The following is a 23,909-nucleotide window of genomic DNA, read 5'->3' as shown; positions in this document are numbered from 1 at the left end:
CGATTGGCCGAGCTTTTCGGCCAGAAGTGCCATCAAGGAGGCGAGACAGGACTAGACTGGGTACAGCTTGGCGTGCGCTCTGCGGCGAGGGGTTCCTCTGGCCAATTTGCGCGGCCCCAAGCGGTGCGATCGCCTTCTAGGAGAGCATTTGTGATTTACATTGCTGTTCTCTGTCTGCTGATTCTCGGCTACATCGTCGGCTCAGTCACCATCATTAATGAAGGCTACCAGGCCCTGGTAGAGCGCTTGGGACGCTACAAGCGGACCCTCAAACCGGGGCTGAATTTCATCGTGCCGATCTTGGACACGATTGTGTGGGAAGCGACAACCCGAGAGCAGGTGCTGGACGTGCCGCCCCAGAAGGCCATCACCAAAGACAACGTTTCCCTGGAAGCGGACGCGGTGATTTTCTGGAAAATCCTCGATCTAGAAAGCGCCTACTACAAGGTTGATGACATCGAGCGGGCGATCGCGGACTTGGCCCTGACGATGCTCCGATCTTCGATCGGTCAGATGGAGCTAGAAGCCACCTACGCCTCGCGGGCAGAGATTAACCGCGAACTGCTGGCCCAGCTGGCGGTCTCCACTCGCAAGTGGGGCGTGGAGGTGACGCGAGTGGAGGTCAAAGACATTAAGCCGGCTAAAACCGTGCTCGACTCCCTCGAAAAGGAGCGGGCCGCCGTGAGTGAAAAGCGGGCCGCCATCCTCGAAGCGGAGGGCAAAAAGCAGGCGGCCATTTCGGAGGCGGAGGGCACCGTCGAGGCGCTGCGCCTGATCGCCCGCGCCCTGGAAAACCACGGCAATAGCCGGGAAGTCCTGCAATACCTGGTGGCTCAGCGCTATGTGGATGGCAACTACCGCCTGAGCGAGAGCCCCAACTCCAAGATTCTCTTTATGGATCCGAAGGCGCTCAATGAGGCCCTCGAAGAGCTGCTGCGCGATCCGGCCCGGGGGGGCGGCGGCGGCACCAATCCGCCCCCCGGCGGCGCGGGTGGCAACGGCTCAAGCGTGTGAGGCGCTAGGCCGCTGGGTGGGGCGATCGCCAGAGGGCATCGGCTACCCGGCACACATCCCGCATGGCGGCGACGTCGTGGACCCGCAGGATATCTGCTCCGCCAGCGATCGCCGCGCAGCAGGCGGCGGCAGTGCCCCAGACCCGCTGCTGGGGGTCGGGCTGCTGCAAAATGTGACCAATGAAGCTTTTGCGAGACGGCCCGATCAGCACCGGGCAGCCTAGGGACCGGAATGCTGAGGTCTGGCGCAGGATTTCTAAATTCTGCTCGAAGGTTTTGGCAAAGCCGATGCCTGGATCCACCACGATGCGGCTCTGGGGAATCCCAGCACCAAGAGCAGCCTGAACGCGATCGCCCAGAAACTGACAAATTTCCCCGATCAAGTCGTCGTAGTGGGTGAGCTGCTGCATGGTTTTGGGCGTGCCCCGCAGGTGCATCACCATCAGGGGCGCTTCGATCTCGGCCACGACCGCTAGCATCGCCGGATCGAAGGTGCCCCCCGAAACGTCATTGACGATGTCGGCGCCCGCGGCGATCGCCGCCCGAGCCACCGTCGCCCGCGTCGTATCCACCGAAATCGGAATCGAGGACTCCTGGCGCACCTTCTCGATCACCGGCAGGATGCGATTAAGCTCTTCGTCCAGCGACACTACCTCGGCATTGGGCCGCGTCGACTGGCCGCCCAAATCCAGAATGTCCGCCCCGTCAGCGATCATCTGGCGCGCGTGCTGGGTCGCCAGCTCGACGGAGTGATACTGTCCCCCGTCGCTGAAGCTGTCCGGCGTCACGTTCAGGACGCCCATCAGGTAGGTTCGCTGACCCCAGGTAAAGGTATGGTCGCGAAAACGCCAGGGAGAAAATGCCCCCTGGCTTGAAGAAGCCTCATCCATGGCCGCTAATATACTCTGGATTTATAAAAAATAAAAAGCGTGCCCAAAGCCCGGATCTCAGGGAAAGCTCTAGGACAGCGCCGCAAAGCGGGGCAAGAACTGAGCGATCGCCCCTTTCTGCCCCGCTCTGGTGACTCTGCGGGGCGATCGCCCCGCAAAGCCGATTTTCAGCAGCGCCTACTGGAAGTTGACGATGCGGGCAAAGCCCTCAGGCTGCAGGCTAGCGCCGCCTACCAAGGCCCCGTCGATCTCGGGCTGAGCCATGATCTCGTCGATGTTGTCCGGCTTCACAGAGCCGCCGTACTGGATCGAAACCTGGGGATTCTTGAGCTGACTACGGATCAGGCCGATGACCCGGTTGGCCTCGCTGGACTCGCAGGTGTCCCCGGTGCCGATCGCCCAAATGGGTTCGTAGGCGATTACCAGCTGCTGCTGATCCACCCCGACCAAATCTTGCTCGATCTGGCGCGAGATCACGGCCTCCGTTTCGCCAGCGTCCCGCTGCTGCTTCGTCTCGCCCACGCACAAAATGGGAATGAGGCCATGCTTTTGAGCGGCCTTGAGGCGGAGGTTGACCGTCTCGTCAGTTTCGCCAAAGTACTGACGGCGCTCGCTGTGGCCCACGACGACGTAGCGCACGCCCAGCTCGGTGAGCATGGCGCCGGAGATCTCCCCCGTGTAGGCACCCTGGTCTTCCCAGTGAATGTTTTGGGCACCGACGCGAATCAGGCTGCCGTGCAGGCTCTTGGAAAGAGCGCTAAGGGCGGTGAAGGGCGCACACAGCACAACTTCTCGGTCGTCAGATGTCTCTGTCAGATGAGGCAGCAGAGCTTGCAAGAACTCCAGGGACTCGGCCTGGGTCTTATGCATTTTCCAGTTACCAGCGATAACAATTTTCCGCACAGGTGATCCCAGTCAATCTTTTAGAACGCTACAAACTGCATCTCCATCGCTGACCTAGTCCGAGGCGATCGCCCGCTGAGCCGATAGGGCCTCGGTGGACGCGTATCCCAGCAATTTCCATCGCCAAAGATGCAAGGCAAGATTTGGTGTCAGCCACCGGAAAATTGCTGTTGATGCACCCTACAGTCTAAAGCCTTAGGGGGACATCCGTAGAGGTCAATCTGGCGAGGGCGGGCGGGGCGATCGCCCAAAAACGGGCAAAGCCCGGGCAAACCGGGCTTAACAGTTGCTATACAGCGATCAATGACTGCGCAATCCTAAAGCGCAGTCCCAAGGCGCTGGCTTAGGAGTTGGTCGCTTCGCGAGCCGCATTGGCTTCGTCAGGATGGATGCCCAAGCGCGTCAGGTTGATCCGACCCTTGTTATCAATTTCGCGGACCTTGACGATCACCTCGTCGCCCACCGCTACTTCATCTTCGACGCGGCCCACGCGATAGTCCGCCAGCTGCGAAATGTGGATCATGCCTTCCTTACCGGGCAAGAATTCCACAAAAGCGCCGATGGGAATAATCCGCGTGACGCGACCGACATAGACATCGCCCGCGTTCAGCTTGCGGGTCATGCCCTGAATGATTTGCAGGGCTTGCTTGGCCTTCTGGCTGTCCACCGCAGACACCGTGACGATGCCGCTGTCCTCAATGTCGATCTTGGCTCCCGTTGCTTCGGTGATGCCCTTGATCGTCTTGCCGCCCGGTCCGATCACCAAACCGATCAGGTCGGGGTCGATCTTGATGGTGAGCAGGCGCGGCGCAAAGGGCGACAGCTCGGCGCTGGGGGTATCGATGCTCTCGAGCATCTTGCCCAGGATGTGCATCCGCGCGGCGTAGGCTTGCTTGATGGCGTCAGCCACCACGCTCACCGGCAGACCGTTGATCTTCATGTCCATCTGGAGCGCCGTGATACCGGCATCGGTACCGGCCACTTTGAAGTCCATGTCACCCAAGAAGTCTTCGATGCCCTGGATGTCGGTGAGGATGCGCACCTCATCGCCTTCCTTGATCAGGCCCATGGCCGCGCCGCTGACGGGCTTGGTGATGGGGACGCCGGCGTGCATCAGCGCCAGGGTGGAGCCGCACACGGAGCCCATGGAGGTGGAACCGTTGGAAGACAGCACCTCAGAGACCACCCGAATCACGTAGGGGAACTCTTCTTGCTTGGGCAGGACCGGCAGAATGGCCCGCTCGGCGAGGGCACCGTGACCGATTTCTCGGCGACCGGGCGATCGCATGGGGCGAGTCTCGCCGACCGAGTAGGGCGGCATGTTGTAGTGGTGCAGATAGCGCTTCTGCTCGTCGGGGTGCAGATCGTCGAGCTCCTGGGCATCGCCGGGGGTCCCGAGGGTCACGACCGACAGGACCTGGGTGAGGCCCCGCTGGAAGAGGGCGCTGCCGTGGACCCGCTGGGGCAGGACGCCAACGCGGCTGCTGATGGGGCGCACCTGATCGAGCTTGCGGCCATCGACGCGGACGCCGTCCTCGACGATCTGGCGACGCATCAGCTCTTTGGTCACGCTCTTGAAGACATTGCCCAGGGTTTTGGGGCTTTCGGCGACGACGGCTTGGACCGGACTGCCGTCTGGCAGCTCGGCGATCGCCGCAGCGACGCTCTCTTTGATCGTGTCGAGCTCTGCATCGCGGCTGGGCTTATCAAGCTCAAACTTGCGCAGAACGGCTTTGATGCCGTCGGTGGCGCGATCGCGAATGAAATTCTCCAGAGTCGGGTCGACCTCCGGCGGGGCGACCTGGATCAGCTCGATGCCGAGCTCCTTCATCAGGTCGCGCTGGGCCTGAATCAGGTCGCGCACCGCCTCATAGCCAAAGTCGATCGCCTCGATGATGTCCTGCTCGGGCAGCTGATTAGCGCCGGCCTCCACCATGATCACGCCTTCGGGGGAGCCTGCCACGACTAGGTCGAGGTCACCATTCTCGATTTCGCTGTAGGTCGGATTGATGATGAAGTCATCGCCCACTAAGCCGACGCGCACGGCTGCCATGGGGCCATTGAAGGGAATTTGGGCCAGGATGGTGGCGATCGAAGCACCCGTCACGGCTAGAACATCGGGCGGGACCCGCTCATCCATCGACATCGTGGTCGCAACCACCTGAATGTCTTCGCGCAGCCACTGAGGGAACAGGGGCCGCATCGGGCGGTCAATCAACCGGCAAATCAGGGTTGCTCGCTCCGGAGGACGTCCCTCCCGGCGCAGAAATCCGCCCGGAATCCGGCCACCGGCGTACATTCTCTCTTCGTAATCCACCAGCAGCGGCAAGAAATCAATGCCTTCTCGTGCCCCAGCGCGCGTAGCTGTGACCAAAACCGAGGTATCCCCAGATTCAATCAGGACTGAGCCGCCTGCTTGGGGGGCCAACAGGCCTACTTTGAGCCGAATATCCCGACCATCGAAGGATATCGACTTATCAACCTCTTCCATGTAATGCTTGTTCCTTACATTTTTCACATTCTCTCTGGCAATCGTAGCACTGATGAACTGGGCCTGCTAAGCATACAATCGCAGGTTGTCAAGGGGAGGGGGGAATATTTCTCCCCAGGGACTCAGCTTTGCTGAAACCAGGCGGCCAGAGCGACTGCGAGGGCATCGGCGGCGTCGTCCGGCCTAGGAATTTCACTCAGCGACAGCTCTCGAGCGACAGCGGCCTGGACTTCGCGCTTTTCGGCGTTGCCGTAGCCGGTGATGGCCTGCTTGATCTGGGCGGGGGTGAACTCGATCAGGGGCACCTGGTGCTGGGCGAGGACCAGCAGAATGACGCCGCGCGCCTGGGCGACGGGAATGGTGTTTCCCATGCGATAGAAGAAAAACTTTTCGATGGCGACGAGGTCGGGCTGCCACCGATCGAGCAGGGTGTGGAGGTCTTCGTAGATGGTGTTGAGGCGCAGGCCGATGTCGGTGTTGGCGGGGGTCTGGATCACGCCAAAATCAAGGGGTTCAGGGAGGCTGTCGCCCTGGCGCGATCGCGATCGCGGGCACAGTACCACCCCAAACCCCAAGATAGCCAGCCCTGGATCGAGACCCAGGATGCGTTGTTTCACGCGTTAGCGAGCGCTCAGTTGGCCAACGCCATTGGTTGCGCTGTTGTTTGCCTCCGGATCGGGGAGCCCAAACACGCGGCAGAAGATCTTCTCGACCTTGTAGCCGGAGTCGATGGACTCGAGGGGATCCTTGCGCAGACGGTGACGCAGGCACAGGGCGATGATGCGCTGGATGTCGTTAACGGTGACTTCGGTGCGGCCCTCGAAGGCGGCCAGAGCTTTGGCGGCGCGGTTGGTGACGATGTCGCCTCGCAGACCGTCAACGTCGAGCTCGGCGCACACTTGGGAGATCTGCACTTTCATGTTGTGGGCGATCGTCACAGAGGGAAGGCGATCGCGGGCGCTGACCAGCTTTTGCTGGATCTCGTCCTGCTGAGCTTGGTACTTCTCCAGGAAGCTCGGAGGATCTTGGTCAAACTCCGATCGCTGTTCGACGATCTGGACGCGCAGGTTCGGCTCTTTCACCGTGCGGATCTCGGCGTGCATGCCGAAGCGATCGAGCAGCTGGGGACGCAGTTCGCCCTCCTCGGGGTTGCCCGAGCCGACGAGGACAAAGCGGGCGGGGTGGCGAATGGAGATGCCTTCCCGCTCCACGGTGTTCCAGCCGGAAGCGGCGGAGTCGAGCAGCACGTCGACCAGGTGGTCGTCGAGCAGGTTGACTTCGTCCACGTAGAGAATGCCGCGGTTGGCCTTGGCAAGCAGCCCCGGTTCAAAGGCTTTGACGCCTTCGGCGAGGGCTTTTTCGATGTCGATGGTGCCGCAGACGCGGTCCTCGGTAGCACCGAGGGGCAGGTCGACCATCAGGACTTTTTTGCGAGCGACGGGGAGCTCGGTGCCGTTCTCGACGCGGGCGCGCACGTCATCGCTCATCAGTTCTGGGTCGCGCGGATCGCTGTTGAAGGGGTCATCGGCGACGACTTCAATCTCGGGCAGCAGGTCCGCGAGGGCGCGGATGGTGGTGGATTTACCCGTGCCGCGATCGCCCATAATCATCACCCCGCCAATTTTGGGATCGATGACATTTAGCATCAGCGCCAACTTCATCTCCTCTTGGCCCACGATGGCGCTAAAGGGAAAGATGGGGCGGCGGGTTGCTTTGGCTGAGGTGCTGGCTGGGACAGTAGAACTCACGGGGATTACCTAAAACCTATGAATTTCTAGGGACTTCCATCATTCTGCCATACAGACTTCCCGGAAATTGATCGGGATGCCGTCTGAGGGGATTTTCCCGCTGCTAGCGATGGGTGTGAAAGTGGCGCGATCGCGCTGGTTAGCGATCGCGCAGACTGCTGACCGGTGGGCGGCGATCGCCCGTCGCCAGCTGCCGAAAATCGCGCAGAGCCGCACTGGCCGAGGGATAGCGATCGTTAAAGTGATAAGCCACCATGCGATCGAGGACGTCTCCCACCTCGTCGCTGACCTTGGCCAAGTGCTGCCAGCGGACGCTGCCGGTGTCGGGGTCCACCGGCAAGCGCCAGGGCGAAATGCCCGTCAGCGCCTGCACGCCGATCATGCCAGCGGCGTACAGGTCGCTCGTGACATTGGGATGGCCAGCTAGCTGCTCCGGCGGCGCGTAGCCCCGCGTCCCGATGGCGACGGTTTCCTCGTCGGCTTGCCCGTCTAGGGTCCCAGAGGGCTGGATCTGCTTGACCGCCCCAAAGTCAATCAGGATCAGGCGTCCATCGCGATCGCGCCGCATCAGGTTGTTGGGCTTGATGTCGCGGTGAATCACGTGATGGTCGTGGACAAACACCAAAATTTCCAGCAGGTCCGCGAGCAGCTTGATCACGCTCTCCTCACTCTGGCGCTGGTCCATGGGCAGCTCTTCGCCGATCGGGTGGCCCGGCACAAAGTCCTGCACCAGAAAAAACTCCTGATTTTCTTCGAAATAGGCCAAAAGTTGAGGAATTTGGTCGTGATGGCCGAGAACTTCTAGAATTTCGGCTTCGGTATTGAACAGGCGGCGAGCAACCTGCAAGAACCGGGTGTCTTGGCGGGCTGGCATCAGCCGCTTGATCACGCACTCCGGCTCGCGCGGTCGCTGGGTGTCGATGGCGCGGTAGGTAATGCCGAAGCCGCCCGAGCCGAGGGTGCTCTGGATGCGGTAGCGCCCGCCGATCAGGCTGGACCGATGGGCGCTGCTGGGAGGGCGATCGCCCACGGGAGCAGGCAGGGGAGGAAGGGCCGTATTGGAGCCAATGTCTGTCGTGGCCAGGTTCGGATCGCTCGAGGTCTCCGCCACCGTGGGAAACTGCTCTGGCTGGCCCTGATAGACCACGGTGCTCGCTTCATTGACGCTGCTGGAGCCCTGATAGACCACAGTGCTCGCCTCGTCTGACTCGCCGGTGTCGCCCGTGGGCTGATAGAGCGCCGTTGTTTCGCCAATCGCGGACGGAAGGCTAGGAGCGGTGGGACTTTCCTTCAGGATGCTGTGGAGCAGGGCGATGGTCCGCTCTTGGTCCTGCACGCGGGCCAGCATAGCCTGCCGGACCTGCTGGGCCTGATAGTTCAGGTACAGCAAAACCCCGGCACTCGTGGCGATCGCCCCCAGCAAGGGCGGCACCAGCGGCACCCAGCCCAGATTGAGAAACAAAACATAGCAAGTGCCGAACAGACTGCCAACGGCGATCGCCACCGCCGCCCCCCAGGCCAGCGGGTGACGAAACCGCCACGCCAGCGCCCCTGCGAGCAACGCCCATCCCCATGTCCAAAGCCCCTCTGCCCACTGGGGCAGTCCCCAAAACAGCGACTCCTCCCCTTCCGCGAGCCGCAGAAGATGGCTGACCATCTGAGCGTGGAGCGTCACCCCGGGCATGAGGTACGCCTCTTTGCGCGCCGCGCTGTAAGGCGTCGCAAACAAATCCTTGGCGCTCGGAGCCACCGTCCCCAGGAGGACCACCTTGCCCCGGACCCACTCCTCTTGGACCTCGCCCCGCAGGAGCTGGCTCAAACTCACCTGCCGACTCACCCGATCAAAAGAGTGGTAGTCCAGTAGCAGCTGATAGCCGCGCGTATCGAGATTGTGGTAGCCCCCCGCTCGCCGGGTCAAGGGCTCCAAGATCGCCTCTCCCAAGAAAATCCTTCGCAGGTTCGGCGGCTGGTTGCGCGGCTGGACGCCCTCTGCGGCCAGATAGGCGATCGCCAGTCGCCACGCGAGGGAATAGTACACCTGATTGTCGACCGTGCCGATCAGCAAGCTGCGCCGCACCGTGCCGTCCACGTCCACCACGTAGTCATTGAAGCCCACGCGCTCGGGAGGGACGCCCGGTGGCGGCGCCACCCCCGCCGAAGTCGCGTCTCCTAGCTTGGTAATGGCAATCACATTGGGAGCTGCCAGCGCCTTCAAAAGGCGATCGCGCCCCGGCGGCTGCGGCGTCGAGCGGTAAATGTCCACGCCAATGGCCCGGGGGCGATCGCGCTGCAAAATCTCCAGCGCCTCCGCCACCGTTTGGTCAGACAGCGGCCACTCCTGACGCTGCTCGATGTCCTCCTCCGTAATCCCGACCACCAGCAGTCGCGGATCGCTCTCTCCCGTGGGACGCAGCTGCACCAGGCGATCGAACGCTTGCAGTTCAGCCACCTCCAGCCAGCCCAGCTCTTGCCCGACCAAAAGGCCGCCCGTCACCACCACACTGGTCAGCAAAACGGGATGTCCAACCCGGCGGCGCCAGCGCTGCCAGTCGCCCAAAGACTTCGCCGGAGGCGTCCAGCCCCGCAGATCCTGAAAAAACCGGCGCAATCGTCTCATGGTTTCACTGCACGCTCTTTCCCGCTCAACTTCAACGGCAGCCCCCGCAGGCTTGCCCTTTTCCAGGCCCAGCGCAGCCCCAAGGTGCTCTGGCTCTGGCCATCAAATGAGCGAAATCCTCCGCTTGCTCACCACGTTGGCATCCGCCGCAAAAGATCCTCCGCCTCCTCCACCACCAGCGCGGGCGCAAAGAAGTAGCCTTGGCCATACTCGCAGCCAAGAGCCCGTAGATGGGCCAGTTGATCAGCCGTCTCGATTCCTTCTGCAATGATATCCATGCCCAGGTTGTGTCCCAACAAAATGATGGTGCGAGCAATCTCTGCATTTTCACTGGCATCCGTCATGTGGCTCACAAAGGAGCGATCGATCTTGAGGGTGTTGGTGGGGAACCGGTGCAGATAGCTCAGCGAGGAGTAGCCTGTGCCAAAGTCGTCGATGCTGAGCTGGAGATGCAGACCCCGCAGCCGCTGGAGCAGCGTGATCGTAGACTCCACATCATCCATGACGACGCTCTCTGTAATCTCTAGTTTCAGGCTGGAGGGCTCCAGACACGTCTGGGTCAGCACCGTCTGGATGTGATCGACCAGCTCGGGCTGGGAAAGCTGGCGGCCGGAGAGATTGACGCTGACGCTGAGGGGCGGCGACTGGGGAAAGAGGCTCTGCCACTGACAGATTTGGTTGCAGGCCTGATCGAGGGTCCACTGACCGATGGGAATGATCAGCCCGGTTTCTTCGGCCACCGGAATAAATTCTCCCGGCGAGACTAGGCCCCGGTGGGGATGCTGCCAGCGCAGAAGAGCTTCGAAACCAGCGATTTTGCCGCTTTTGAGACACACGAACGGCTGATAGCGCAGGTGAAATTCGTTGCGCTCGAGGGCTCGCCGCAGGTCGGTTTCCAGCTGGAGCCGGGTGACGGCTTGCTGGCGCATCCCTTTGGCAAAGATTTCGTGGCGGGCTTTGCCGAGGGACTTGGCGCGATACATGGCGGTGTGGGCGTCGCGGAGCAGCTCTTCGGGGCGGTGCTCGTAGCCGCTCTGGTTGAAGGCGATGCCGACGCTGACCGTGGTGAAGATTTCGTGCTCGTCCACGATAAAGGACTGGGTCAGCTCTTGCTGCACCTGGTGGGTGACCTGCATGGCGGTGCTGAGGTCATCGACGGCTTCGAGCAAGATGGCGAATTCGTCGCCGCCGACGCGGGCGAGGCGATCTCCCGGTCGCAGACAGGCCCGCAACCGCTGGGCGATTGACACCAGCAGTCGATCGCCCACCGTGTGGCCCAGGCTTTCGTTGATCGTCTTGAAGCGGTCTAGCCCCAAGAACAGCACGATAAACAAATAGTCGGGCTGGTGGTGGGTGCGGGCGATCGCCCGCTGCAGAAGCTTGCTAAACATGGCCCGGTTGGGCAGCCCCGTCAGGTCATCGTGAAAGGCGCTGTAGACTGCCCGCTGGGTGACCACCGTTGCACTGGTGACCACCAGCGCGATCGCCGCCGGCACCAGCGGGATCCAGCCCGCCTGGGTATAGGCCAAAAAACACAGCCCAAATAGCCCGCTCAGGGCGATCGCCTCCCCCACCCCCAGCAGCGCCGGATGATAGACCCGCCAGGCCAAAACCCCCCCGATCAGCGACCAGCCCAAAATCCACAGCACCTCCCCCCCATCACCCCAAAACCAAATCAGCCGCTGATCATCCAGCACCGCCCCCAAGATCTGGCTCACCATTTGAGCCTGAATCAAAATCCCCGCCGTCAAATGCTCCGGCCGCGAAGCAGACCGGTAGGGCGTCGCAAACAAATCCTTCGTGCTGCGAGCCGTCGCCCCAATCAGCACCACCTTCCCCTTCACCCAGTCCGGATCCACCTCGCCCTGGAGCACCTGGGTCAGCGTCACCTGCCGCGCGATACTCGTCGACGACCGGTAATGCATCAAAATTTGGTAGCCCCGCGCATCCAAATCTTGGTAGCCCCCCGCCGTCGGCGACAGCGGCTCAAACACCCGATTCCTGAGCCGCATCACCGAGCGATCGCGGGCACTGCTGGCCGGCTCAATCCCCTGAAGCGCCAAATATCTCAGCGCCAGCCGCAGCGAAAAACTGTGCAGCACCTTCCCCTGATCCGACGCAAACAGCAGGTTTCGGCGAATCACCCCATCCGGGTCGAGCACCACATCATTGAAGCCCACCAGCGTCTCAGAAACGCCCCGAGGAGCCGGTACTCCTCCACCTTCCGGCGTCCCAATATTGGTAATTGTGACCACATCAGACTGCCGGAGATAGCTCAGCAGCTCCTGCGTCCCCGGCGGCTGAGGCACATCTCGATAAATATCCAGCCCGACCACCGCCGGCTCCATCGCCTCCAGCTTTTGCAGAAGCCGCAGCATTGACCGATCCGAAATCGGCCAGCTCTGTTGCGCCTGGATATCCGTCTCAGAGATCGCCACAATTAGCAGCCGCGGGTCTGGATTTGCATTCGGCTGTAGCCGCACTATCCAGTCAAACGCCGCCAGCTCAAGCGCCTGCAAGCCGCCTACCTGCCTGACACCCAAAACTAGCCCCGTCATGATCAAGCTAGTCAGCAGCATTGAGCGGCTCAATGTAGGGCCTGTGAGCCTCAAAGTGCCTTGTCGAAGCTGCCGACGGAGCGCCGAAAAAGAGTTGAGATACAAGTGCCGAGAGAACTTAGCGAGCACAGAAATCTAGAGAAGACCAGGATTTGAACACGGGGACATCAACACAAAGTCAAAACAAGACAACAGGGATGGAGGTGTGAATGCTGCTCTAAGAGCGACAGCGCTTCAAGCCATTGCAAATCCTAGTGGACTGCAAAAACACCCTGAGTCTTTCTGGTGAGCAAACAATACCAGATGCCTGGTTCCCTATACGGAAAAGCATCCACTCTTCTGCGAAAGCAAGGGCAACAGAGACCGCACCCGCGCTTCCTTCGTTGCCCTAGGGGTGAAATGTTTTTCCGCAAGTTGATTCGCTAGCAGATTGATTAGCGATCGACAAACTTAGGGTTTAAGAAATTCTCAACAAGGATGGAGTGAGGGCTGAGTGAGTGAGGCAGACCCATGAATGACTCAAGCAGTAGATGCACTGGTGAACGATAAACCGAAGACTCAACAGTTAAGACGCTAACCCTGGACAGAAATCTGCCGTTCTCTAATACTTTGTCAAGCCTAACTCAAGCCATCAGGAACGTCCTGAAATTATGCGGAGCCTCAGCGGCAAGCGCAGAATTGGGGATCACGGCTTTGGGGCCGCGCTCCGTCTCCCTTGCGGACTAGAGTAGATGGCCCAAAGCCTCTGGCTAACTGGAGGTCGTGTCCGTGGGAGTTGCAGAGTGCCTGCCCAAGCAGGTCCGCTAGAGACGGTCTGTCATGCCCTCTGAGCCTTGTATCCCAGGGAAAGCATGTCGCCCATGAAAAGCTGAATATTCGAGGCATTGCCAGGAGCAAACTGGCAAAGTCAACTCACGATGCTGGCTAGGGCCAGTTCCTGCAAATCTTGGCAGTCAAGGCTGAAAGAGCCGGGTTGTTGACGGTTGCAGTGAATCCCAGCGGCACGTCTCAGGACTGCTCTGGCTGCGGAGTCAAAGTTCCCAAGACACTTGAGGACAGGATTCATGCCTGTCCTGAGTGCGGGCTGACGATAGACCGTGACCACAATGCAGCGGTCAACATCAAGTCTTTGGCGGTAGGGCATTTCATCAATAAAGCTCAGGAAACGCCCGATGGGTTATCAGGGGTCACTGAGCAGCCTACACCGTATATGTCAGTGTCGGTGTAGGAGTATGTCACGTGTCCTAGAATGCCCTTATTGCGACAAAAGTAGATCTTTAAGTATGGCGACTCAACTGCAAATTCCGGTCGTGGTCAATGGGGCAGCCGGTAAGATGGGCCGTGAGGTGGTGAAAGCTGTAGCCAGTGCACCGGATATGACCTTGTTAGGTGCTGTAGATCTATCGCCAGAATGCCAGGGGAAGGACGCAGGGGAAGTGGCGGGGTGTGGTCCTCTAGAGGTGCCAATCACGCAGGATCTGGAGGCGACGCTGGCGTTTGCGGCTCAGCAGCGCGATCCGGCGGTCTTGGTGGATTTTACCCATCCTAAATCGGTATATGAGAACATTCGGGCGGCGATCGCCTACGGTGTGCGGCCCGTGGTGGGCACCACGGGTCTGAGCCCTGAGCAAATTCAGGAGCTAGCCGAGTTTGCAGACAAAGCCAGCATGGGATGCGCCCTCATTCCCAACTTCTCCATTGGGATGGTCCTATTGCAGCAGGCTGCGATTCAGGCCTCCAAGCACTACGATCACGTAGAAATTATCGAGCTGCACCACAATCAAAAAGCCGATGCGCCCAGCGGCACCGCCGTCAAAACGGCGGAGCTGCTCGCAGAAATGGGCAAAACCTTTAACCCTCCTCTGGTCGAAGAGACCGAGAAGATGAAAGGGGCTCGAGGGGCCGAGGCTGGGGAAGGCATTCGCATTCACAGCATTCGCTTGCCGGGGCTGATCGCGCACCAAGAGGTGATTTTTGGGTCGCCGGGGGAGACCTACATCCTGCGTCACGACACCTCCGATCGCGCGTGCTACATGCCGGGCGTGCTGCTGACCGTCCGCAAAGTCCTGCAGCTCAAGTCCTTGGTCTACGGCCTAGAGAAGCTGCTCTAGGGTGATCGCCCCTTTCTGGGTCAGCAAAAATATCCCCCTCTGACCCTTAGGTTAGAGGGGGATTCTGGTTATCGAGGCGACGACCTCAAGGCGATCGCTTACTCGTCCTCTTCGTCCATCGCGTCGTAGGACTCTCCGTCATCCAGGATGGGCGATGGCAAATCATCTCGCAGACGAGATTCAAAGCCATAACCCATCCGGTCTTCGAAGCCCGGCTCCAGACCGTAGCTACGAGCGGTGCGATCGTCAAGCACGACATTTTGGAAATCAACATCCTCATCGAGAATGCTGCTGCCGTCATAGGACAGATCGACGTCCGTGCTCGAAACCTCCTCGTAGGCATTGAAGCCCGTACCCGCCGGAATCAGACGACCGATGATCACGTTTTCCTTCAGACCTCGCAGCCAGTCGGACTTGCCTTCGATCGCGGCTTCCGTCAGGACGCGAGTCGTTTCCTGGAAGCTCGCTGCCGAAATAAAGCTGTCCGTGTTCAGCGATGCCTTGGTGATGCCCAGCAGGACCGGCGTGTACTCAGCCGGCGCGCCACCCGTGATCGACATGGCTTCGTTGACTTGCTCCACCTGGTAGAGCTCGACCAGCTCACCCGGCAGCATCGTCGTATCACCGCCATCGTCGATCCGAGCCTTGGACGTCATCTGACGCACGATCACTTCGATGTGCTTGTCAGAGATATCGATGCCCTGAGACTGGTACACCGACTGCACTTCGTTCACCAGGAACGTCTGAACCGCCTCGAGGCTGATCAGCGCCGCTTCGTGAACGCCCTTGCTTTCCCGATGGAATCGGAAGAGGCTCTCGAGAATTTCGTGGGGGTTCGCAGGGCCATCCGTGAGACGCTCCGCGACGTTGACCCGCTGGCCATCGGACACAATGACGTTTTGGCCAGAGCCGATGGGGTACTCGGTGATGACGCCGTCATCCTCGATGATCTTGATCTCGACAGCTTCGTCTTCGTTGAAGACCACCTGAGCATTACCCGGGCGAACTGCCAAGACACAGGCCTCTTTCGGTTTGCGGGCTTCCAGCAGCTCCTCAATTCTCGGGAGACCCTGAATGATGTCGCCCGTCTTGGCCCGCTCAAACACCAGCAGCACCAGATTGTCGCCCCGCTGAACCAGGCTGCCGTCATCGACGTGCAGGACGGCACCGGGAGAGACGCGATAGGGACGTGCAATGCGCAGCACAATTTCACTATCGGTCACCCCCACAACCTGGCCTGACTCTTCAGCGACGAGACCCGGCGCTAGGGTTGAGCCAGCAACGATGAGATCGCCGGGCTTGACGGTGACTTTCTTGCCCTCGGTGTTGATGGAGAAGCGATCGGCGCTGCGAACCACCAGCACACGACGAATGGCTTCGCTGCCTTCGCGAATACCGCGTACTTCACCTGCTTCCTTACACTGGATCTCGGTGCGGGCAACGACTGCACCGGCTGCGATCTGGTCGCCGTCTTGGACAAGGAGACGGGTGTGAGTGCTGCCTTGAGTGGGATCAGCGGCGACGTCACGGCGAATCACGAGGGATTCCAAGATCACGAGCTGGAGGCGCAGGACCTCGGAATCTTCCTCATCGGGAATGAGCTCGATGTCGGCGGCCAGAGGCTGGGGCCCTTCTTGATCGATTTCAAGAATGAGTTGGGTTCTCAGCAGCTCTAGACCCTCGACCGATTTGACGCGCTCGCCGTCTTTGTACGGAATCCGCTGGATAGCGCGCAGACGGATGGAGCGGCCAGCGTCCTCGGGGCCTTCGGCAACCGTGGACTCTTGGCTCGGGACGGCGGGGTCGTCGGGGACGTGGAACTCGGTGACAGGACGCAGCAGGACGGCGGGGCCTTCGGGGGTTTCCACATACTCGATGTAGCGAAGTTCGGTGGCGGTGACGCCGGGCAGAACTTCTTGACCCGCGTTGGCGAGACTACCGTCTTGGCTGATCATTTCATCTGGATGATCCACCATGTGCAGATCGCCGGGCTTGATGACGATCTCGCGCAGAATGTCGTTTTTCTGCGTGACTTCTACGACGCCGCTGCTCTGGCAGAAGATGTCTTTGACAACCTCGGTGCCGGCTTCGACGTACTGGCCGTCTTCCACCATGAGCAGGGAGATGTCTTTGTTGACTTCGTGGGCTTCTTCCGGAATCCAGAGGATGGTGCCGCCCTGGATCACTTCGTAGCCTTGCTTGGCTTTGCCTTTTTTGGAGACTTCGACGCCGGAGAATTTGATGATGCCGCCGGTGTTGGTGCGGTAGCGATCGTCGATGAGCTCGGCAACGACTTGGTTACTCAGGACTTTGGTGCCGGGAGCGGCTTTGAGGGAGAAGCGCTGACCGTTGCTGGTCTCGATCAGGTAGTGCTCGCGGCCTTGGTAGCTTTCGGCGCGAACTTGCGCTTGGTCGAGCAGGACGGAGGCGGTGATGATCTCGACTTCGCGGCCGCCTTTACCCTCGTTTTCTTGGGGAAGACGTACGAGACCGCCGTGCTCGGTGACGAGTTTGGTTTCGGCGAGAACGTCGTTGTCGCCAACGCGATCGCCGTTTTTGACCGTCGGTTCTGCGCCCGGCAGCAGGTTGTACACCTCACCCGAGAGAACCCAGATCAGGCCGCCTCGCTGAGCGATGCGGGTGGTGTTGCCCTGACGGTCTTTCTTTTCTTCCGGCTGGACCTGGTCAAAGCGCACTTCGCCAGCGAGGTCGGAGGCCACGTCTTTGGTCGCTTTCTCGGTGGATTTGCGACCGCGACCACCCAGCAAGACTTCGGCCAGCATCTGGTCTTTGATGACGCGATCGCCGTCTTGGGTGTAGAGGGTCGAACTCTGGGGAATGCTGATGGTTTCCTTGCGGTTGTTCTCGCCCTCGAGGATTACCTCGATGTTGCTCTCGATCACCAGCGCGTCGTCGCCGTGACGGGTCCGGAAGGCGCGAGCCCGCAGTCGTTTGGGGTGACGAATCACGCCGTCGAAGGGAGCGCGCACCAGACGAGCCATTTCTCCGGTGAAGACGCCGCCCGTGTGGAAGGTCCGCATCGTCAGCTGGGTACCCGGCTCACCAATGGACTGAGCCGCAATGATCCCCACGGCTTCTCCGAGATCCACAAAGTGGGCGTGGGCCAAGCTCCAGCCGTAGCAGTGCTGACACACCGAGCGAGTGGCCTCGCAGGTGAGGGGCGATCGCACCACCACACTGGCAACCCCAGAGCGATCGATCAACCGCGCCAAGTCTTCAGAAATATCTTGGTTGCGCGTCGCGATCACCTCGCCCGTTTCAGGATGCACAACATCCCGAGCCAAGACTCGACCCAGCAGGCGATCGCCCAGCGGGATCAGCACGCGATCGCCATCCGTCATCGGCCGGATTGTAATGCCGCGCTCCGTTCCGCAGTCGATCTCTCGAATAATCACATCCTGAGACACATCCACCAGACGGCGCGTCAGATAACCCGAGTCCGCCGTCCGCAGCGCCGTGTCTACCAGACCCTTACGAGCGCCGTAAGACGAAATAATGTACTCCGTAACCGTCAGACCCTCTCGGAAATTGGTCTTAATCGGAATATCAATAATTTCCCCTTGCGGATCCGCCATCAGGCCCCGCATGCCCACCAGCTGGCGAACCTGGGAAATATTACCCCGCGCTCCCGAGAACGCCATCATGTACACCGAATTCAGCGGGTCGTTCGAGCGGAAATAGCGAACCACCTCATCCTTGAGCTCTTCACTGGTGCCATTCCAGGTGTCAATCACCTTCTGGAATCGCTCCACCTCCGTAATCTCGCCGCGAGAGTAGCGCTCCTCCGTTGCCCGAATCTTCTGCTCCGCAGACTCCAGCAATTGACGCTTACTGGGAGGGACCTTCAAATCATCAACGCTGATCGACACCCCCGCCCGCGTCGCATACTGGAAGCCCAAGCCCTTGAGCTCGTCAGCCACCTGCGCCGTACGAGCCGTCCCGTAATGGGTAAACGCCCACGCGATCAGCTTCTTGAGCTGTCCCTTATCAACGACTCGGTTGCGAAAAACCACCTGCTCGGGCTTCTGACCAGAATTTTGCTGTGCCATCGTTAACCTTGCGCCTCTTCCCTATACTGCTGCGTTCTGACCCAGTCCGAGCTGCCACTTCGAGCGAAGGGCAGCTCCAGTCGACTCCTAGACTGCCAGAACGTCCTGAATGGTCTTGTTGAAGATAATGCGACCCGGTGTGGTCCAGACATACTGGGAAATCACTTCCCCATTCTCATCCTCCCGAACCCGCCGCAGAGGAATGCCCGACTTCACACCCTTGTACAGCTTGACTCTCGTGCCGTCAGCGGCCTCCTCGATCTCCGGCTCACCTTCTGCCTCATCCGCATCAACGGCGCCGTCAAAGCGCACCCAAATATAGGCGTGCAGATCTACCTGCTGCTGCTCAAAAGCCACAATGGCGTCCTCAAGGTTGGCAAAGTAGCGTCCAGAGCCCTTCATGCTAGTAGGGTTGTGAGCCGTCAAGTAATAGCAGCCCAACACCATGTCCTGACTCGGCGTCACAATCGGCCGCCCCGTTGCAGGCGAAAGAATGTTGTTGGACGCCAGCATCAGCAGTCGAGCTTCTGCCTGGGACTCCAGAGAGAGCGGCACGTGCACCGCCATCTGGTCTCCGTCGAAGTCCGCGTTGAACGCAGGACACACCAGCGGGTGCAGCTGAATTGCGCGCCCCTCCACCAAGATCGGCTCAAAGGCTTGGATGCCCAAGCGGTGCAGCGTCGGGGCTCGGTTTAGCAGGACAGGGTGACCATCGATCACCTCTTCCAGCACATCCCAAACGCTAGAATCACCCCGCTGGATCAGCTTTTTCGCCGCCTTGATGTTGTTCACTAGGCCCTGACGAATCAGCCGATGAATCACAAAAGGCTGGAAGAGCTCGATCGCCATCTCCCGCGGCAAACCGCACTGATGAATCCGAAGCTTCGGACCCACCACGATGACCGAACGACCAGAGTAGTCAACCCGCTTACCCAGGAGGTTTTGGCGGAAACGGCCCTGCTTACCTTCAATGATGTCCGAGAGCGACTTCAGAGGGCGGTTGTTGGCGCCCACCACCGTCCGGCCCCGGCGACCGTTGTCAATCAGGGCATCCACGGCCTCCTGTAGCATCCGCTTCTCGTTGCGGACAATAATTTCAGGCGCCAGGATTTCCTGCAGACGCGCCAAACGGTTGTTGCGGTTGATGACGCGCCGATAGAGGTCATTCAGGTCAGAGGTCGCGAAGCGGCCCCCGTCTAGCTGGACCATAGGCCGCAGGTCGGGCGGAATCACCGGAATGTAGGACAGCACCATCCAGTCCGGCTGAGCGCCCGTCGCGATGAAGTTGTCAATCACCCGCAGGCGCTTGATCAGCTTGGCGCGCTTTTGGCCCTTGGAGGTGGCGATTTCTTCCCGGAGCTTTTCTGCCTCTTCTTCCAGCTGAATGTCTTGCAGCAGGCGCTCCAGCGCTTCTGCCCCGATACCAACTTCGACTCCCACCAGCTGAGAGTCTTCGCTGTAGAGCTGATCTTCAATCTCGAGCCACTGGTCTTCGGTCAGCAGCTGTTTGTAGGCAAGGTTGTCAGCATTGCCAGGATTCAACACCACATAGGCGTTGAAATAAACAATTTGCTCGACATCGCGCAGCGGCATGTCCAGCAAGATCGCCATGTAGCTGGGAATTCCCTTGAGGTACCAAACGTGGGCTACGGGAGCAGCCAGCTTGATATACCCCATGCGGTGACGCCGAACGCGGGATTCTGTAACCTCGACACCGCAGCGCTCGCAAACGATGCCCCGGTGACGCACCCGCTTATATTTTCCGCAGTGGCATTCCCAGTCTTTTGCGGGTCCAAAGATCCGCTCACAGAAAAGACCGTCCATTTCCGGCTTGAGAGTCCGGTAGTTGATGGTTTCAGGTTTGGTAACCTCTCCCACTAGCTGACCGTTGGGCAGGGTTCGCTCGCCCCACTGCCGAATTCGATCCGGCGATGCCAGACCAATTTTGACGTAATCAAACCGCTGTTCTAGCTTCGGCATCACTTACAGCCTTTCCTTATGTCTACTGGCTTGCTTCGTTCTGAAATTATGAGCGCTACGTCTCAAAGGAGGGTTGAGCGAGCTCTGAGGGGGTGAAGATGGCCCGGCTCAACGCTTGAGTTGTCAGGAAAGTTTCAAGTGGGTGAGGAAGCAGCGACTTCGAGCTTTTGAAGGCTGACTTCCCCACCCTGGGACGGCTCTAGTCTTCCTCTTCGATCATTTCCTCACGGGAGATGGACTCATAGGTTGGTCGAGAGGGAGCTCGCCGACTGTTAACGTCTGCCATCAAATCGACTTCTTCATCGAGGCTAGTGCCGTCATCCTTGGTGTCAATTTTGTGGACTGCTACATCCAAGCAGAGGGATTGCAGCTCTCGCATCAAGACCTTGAAGGACTCGGGGGTGCCGGGACGAGGAATGGCTTTGCCCTTGACGATCGCGTTGAGGGCTTCGTTTCGACCTTGCATGTCGTCGGATTTGACAGTCAGCAGTTCTTGCAAGGTATAGGCGGCCCCGAAGGCTTCGAGGGCCCACACTTCCATTTCTCCAAAGCGCTGACCCCCTTGCTGGGCTTTGCCGCCCAGGGGTTGCTGGGTGACCAAGGAGTAGGGACCGGTGGAACGGGCGTGGATCTTGTCGTCGACCAAGTGCACCAGCTTCAGCATGTAGGCTTTGCCGACGGTGACAGGGCGATCGAACGGTTCGCCGGTCCGACCATCGTAGACCTGGATTTTGCCCGGATCTTGAGGGTTATAGAGCCAATCCCAGTTGTACTGGCTGTCGGTTTGTTGGCGGTGGTCCTGGGCTTCTTGGAGCTTGCCATGCACGGTTTCTCTGGAGGTTTCAGGGCCGTGCATTTCGTCAAAGGGCGTGATCTTGAAGCGGACGTCGAGGTGTTCGCCAGCCCAGCCCAGCAGGCATTCAAAGACCTGACCAACGTTCATCCGCGAAGGCACACCGAGGGGGTTGAGCACGATGTCAACGGGCGTGCCGTCGGGAAGATAGGGCATATCTTCGATGGGCAAGATACGGGAGATGATGCCTTTGTTGCCGTGACGGCCGGCCATCTTGTCGCCCACCTGGATCTTGCGTTTCTGGGCAACGTAGACGCGCACCACCATGTTGGCGCCCGGCGGCAGCTCGTCGCCTTGCTCTCGGGTGAAGACCCGCACGTCTACGACGCGGCCTTTCTCCCCGTTGGGCACGCGCAGGGAGTTGTCTCGGACGTCGCGAGCTTTTTCGCCGAAGATCGCGCGCAGCAGTTTTTCTTCGGGGGGCTGGTCTGACTCTCCCTTGGGCGTGACTTTACCGACGAGGATGTCGCCGGCTTCGACCCAGGCACCAATCCGAATAATGCCGGTCTCATCGAGCTGCCGCAGAGCGTCTTCACCCACGTTCGGAATTTCGCGAGTGATTTCCTCGGGGCCAAGCTTGGTTTGGCGAGCCTCAATCTCGTATTTTTCGATGTGAATTGAGGTGTAGACGTCGTCATGGACGAGGCGCTCGCTGATGAGAATCGCGTCCTCGTAGTTGTACCCTTCCCAGGGCATGTAAGTGACGAGGATGTTTTGGCCTAGGGCCAGTTCGCCCCCTTCGGTGGCCGAACCGTCTGCCAGGATCTGACCTGCTCTCACGCGATCGCCCACAAACACGATCGGACGCTGATTTAGGCAGGTGTCTTGGTTAGACCGCTGATACTTTTGGATCTGGTAGTCGTGCTCTCGATTGTTCTCATCGCGAACGCGGATCCGGCGAGCGTCAACGTAGGTGACTTCTCCGTCGGTGCGGCTCACGATCACCATGCCAGAGTCTCGGGCAGCCTGGGCTTCTAGGCCCGTGCCGACCAAAGGACGCTCAGGCCGCAGCAGAGGAACCGCCTGCCGCTGCATGTTCGAGCCCATGAGCGCTCGGTTTGCGTCGTCGTGCTCAAGGAACGGAATCAGCGACGTTGCAACAGAAATAATCTGAACCGGCGACACGGCGACGTAGTCCACCTCGTTGGTGGTGGTCGTCGTGAAGTCCTGGCGGTAGCGGACAGGGACCGTTTCGCCCTGGATGTAGCCTTCCTCGTCCATCGGGATGTCGCCAGGGGCAACCCGCAGATCGTCCTCTTCGTCCGCCGTCATGTACATGGGCGCCTGATCTTTCAGGACGCGGCCGTTCTCGACCCGGCTAAAGGGGGTCTCGATAAAGCCATAGGCGTTGACGCGGGCGTGGGTGGCCAGAGAGCCGATCAGACCCGCGTTGGGGCCTTCAGGGGTCTCGATGGGGCAGATACGTCCGTAGTGAGACGGGTGAATATCGCGGACAGCGAAGCCAGCGCGCTCACGGGTTAGACCGCCCGGTCCAAGGGCGCTCAGGCGTCGCTTGTGCGTCAGCTCGGCCAGAGGATTGGTTTGGTCCATGAACTGAGACAGCTGGGAGGAACCAAAGAATTCCTTGATGGCTGCCACCAGCGGTTTGGGGTTGACCAGGGATGCGGGGGTCAGGGAGTCGGCATCGGAAACTGTCATCCGCTCACGAATGATGCGCTCTAGGCGGTTGAGGCCGACGCGCACTTGGTTTTGGAGCAGCTCACCCACGGAGCGGACCCGACGATTACCCAGGTGGTCAATGTCGTCGATAGATCCGATGTCAAACTCCAGGTTAATGAGATAGTCGATCGCCGCCAAGATGTCTTGGGGGGTCAGGACGCGAGTTCCTTCCGGAACGCTCAGGCGCAGCTTGCGGTTGATCTTGTAGCGACCCACTTTGCCTAGGTCGTAGCGCTTGGGATCGAAGAAACGAGACTCTAGAAGCTGAGCGCCGCCCGAGACGGTCGGAGGTTCGCCGGGGCGCAGCTTGCGATAGAGCTCCATGAGAGCTTCATCTTCGCTGTACTGCCCTTCTTTCTCAATGGTTTTTTGGAAGTATTCTGGGTGACGGAGGGCGTCAAAAATCTCGTTGTCGCTGAGGCCGAGGGCTTTGAGGAGAACCTGAGCCGAGAGCTTGCGGGTCTTGTCGATGCGAACCCAGACAAGATCGTTTTTGTCGGTCTCAAATTTTAGCCAGGCGCCCCGGTTGGGGATCAAGCTCGCGTTGTAGGTCCGGCGACCGTTTTTGTCGATCTCGGACTTGTAGTAGACGCCAGGGCTCCGGACGATCTGGTTGACAATGACTCGCTCAGCACCGTTGATGATGAAGGTACCGCGCTCGGTCATCAGCGGAAGATCGCCGATGAAGACTTCTTGTTCTTTGATCTCGCCGGTTTCTTTGTTGATCAGGCGAGTCGGAACGTACATCTGGACGGCGTAGGTGCTGTCGCGCCGCTTGGCTTCATCTACATCGTATTTGGGACTTTTGAGCTTATAGTCCTTACCAATGAAGTGAAGTTCTAGCTTGCCGGTGTAGTCCGTAATCGGGGAAAAACTGTCAAGTTCCTCGATGAGCCCTTCTTCCAGGAACCAGCGGAAACTAGCCCGCTGAATCTCAACTAAGTCTGGCAGAGTGAAAGCGGGTAGAGTATTAAGTTGATCAGTCATGCGTCTCC

At 59.8% G+C, this 23,909-nt stretch carries 12 protein-coding genes and 1 pseudogene; 3 read left to right on the top strand and 10 right to left on the bottom strand.

From position 1 onward, the window contains the following. The first annotated feature begins 150 nt into the window (after positions 1-150). Entirely contained in the window at positions 151-1,014 is an 864-nt protein-coding gene (locus GEI7407_RS14525; protein ID WP_015172955.1) for an SPFH domain-containing protein, read from the top strand. Between the two features lie 4 nt (positions 1,015-1,018). On the opposite strand, the gene folP is transcribed toward GEI7407_RS14525, so the two are convergent. The 7 genes from folP to GEI7407_RS14490 form a co-directional block, all read right to left on the bottom strand. Then, positions 1,019-1,903 carry a dihydropteroate synthase gene (folP, locus tag GEI7407_RS14520; RefSeq protein ID WP_015172954.1) on the bottom strand — a complete coding sequence of 295 codons (885 nt, stop codon included), beginning with the start codon at positions 1,901-1,903 and terminating at the stop codon, positions 1,019-1,021. 177 nt (positions 1,904-2,080) lie between these two features. After that, positions 2,081-2,806, bottom strand: a complete 726-nt coding sequence (gene tpiA, locus GEI7407_RS14515) for a triose-phosphate isomerase (RefSeq protein ID WP_015172953.1) — start codon at positions 2,804-2,806, stop codon at positions 2,081-2,083. A gap of 343 nt (positions 2,807-3,149) precedes the next feature. Next, positions 3,150-5,297, bottom strand: coding sequence for a polyribonucleotide nucleotidyltransferase (locus tag GEI7407_RS14510; protein ID WP_015172952.1), 2,148 nt, complete (start codon positions 5,295-5,297; stop codon positions 3,150-3,152). 122 nt (positions 5,298-5,419) lie between these two features. Then, positions 5,420-5,914 (bottom strand): crossover junction endodeoxyribonuclease RuvC, encoded by a 495-nt coding sequence (ruvC, locus tag GEI7407_RS14505; RefSeq protein WP_015172951.1) that lies wholly within the window; start codon positions 5,912-5,914, stop codon positions 5,420-5,422. A 3-nt stretch (positions 5,915-5,917) separates the two neighbouring features. Further along, positions 5,918-7,045 (bottom strand): magnesium chelatase ATPase subunit I, encoded by a 1,128-nt coding sequence (gene bchI / locus GEI7407_RS14500; RefSeq protein ID WP_015172950.1) that lies wholly within the window; start codon positions 7,043-7,045, stop codon positions 5,918-5,920. Positions 7,046-7,184: 139 nt separating this feature from the next. Further along, complete coding sequence (locus GEI7407_RS21700) at positions 7,185-9,662, bottom strand: CHASE2 domain-containing serine/threonine-protein kinase (RefSeq protein WP_015172949.1); 2,478 nt, start codon at positions 9,660-9,662, stop codon at positions 7,185-7,187. A 128-nt stretch (positions 9,663-9,790) separates the two neighbouring features. Further along, positions 9,791-12,241, bottom strand: coding sequence for an EAL domain-containing protein (locus GEI7407_RS14490; RefSeq protein ID WP_015172948.1), 2,451 nt, complete (start codon positions 12,239-12,241; stop codon positions 9,791-9,793). A gap of 811 nt (positions 12,242-13,052) precedes the next feature. Between GEI7407_RS14490 and GEI7407_RS20400 the strand changes: the two are divergent. After that, positions 13,053-13,448, top strand: a pseudogene (locus tag GEI7407_RS20400) (RNA-guided endonuclease InsQ/TnpB family protein); the annotation flags it as partial. A gap of 55 nt (positions 13,449-13,503) precedes the next feature. After that, a complete protein-coding gene (gene dapB, locus GEI7407_RS14485; protein ID WP_015172947.1) occupies positions 13,504-14,331 on the top strand; it encodes a 4-hydroxy-tetrahydrodipicolinate reductase in 828 nt (275 codons plus the stop codon). Positions 14,332-14,429: 98 nt separating this feature from the next. On the opposite strand, the gene GEI7407_RS14480 is transcribed toward dapB, so the two are convergent. From GEI7407_RS14480 to rpoB, 3 genes are all read right to left on the bottom strand, one after another. Beyond that, positions 14,430-18,401, bottom strand: a complete 3,972-nt coding sequence (locus GEI7407_RS14480; RefSeq protein WP_015172946.1) for a DNA-directed RNA polymerase subunit beta' — start codon at positions 18,399-18,401, stop codon at positions 14,430-14,432. 87 nt (positions 18,402-18,488) lie between these two features. Then, the gene (locus GEI7407_RS14475; protein WP_015172945.1) at positions 18,489-20,381 is read right to left on the bottom strand and encodes a DNA-directed RNA polymerase subunit gamma; all 1,893 of its coding nucleotides are present in this window, start codon (positions 20,379-20,381) and stop codon (positions 18,489-18,491) included. A gap of 199 nt (positions 20,382-20,580) precedes the next feature. Beyond that, positions 20,581-23,901 carry a DNA-directed RNA polymerase subunit beta gene (gene rpoB, locus GEI7407_RS14470; protein WP_015172944.1) on the bottom strand — a complete coding sequence of 1,107 codons (3,321 nt, stop codon included), beginning with the start codon at positions 23,899-23,901 and terminating at the stop codon, positions 20,581-20,583. Positions 23,902-23,909: the final 8 nt, after the last annotated feature.

Origin of the sequence: Geitlerinema sp. PCC 7407 (genome assembly GCF_000317045.1) — a bacterium.
GTDB lineage: Bacteria > Cyanobacteriota > Cyanobacteriia > PCC-7407 > PCC-7407 > PCC-7407.
The sequence above is the reverse complement of the archived record's forward strand: the minus strand, read 5'-3'. Positions and strand labels throughout refer to the sequence as shown.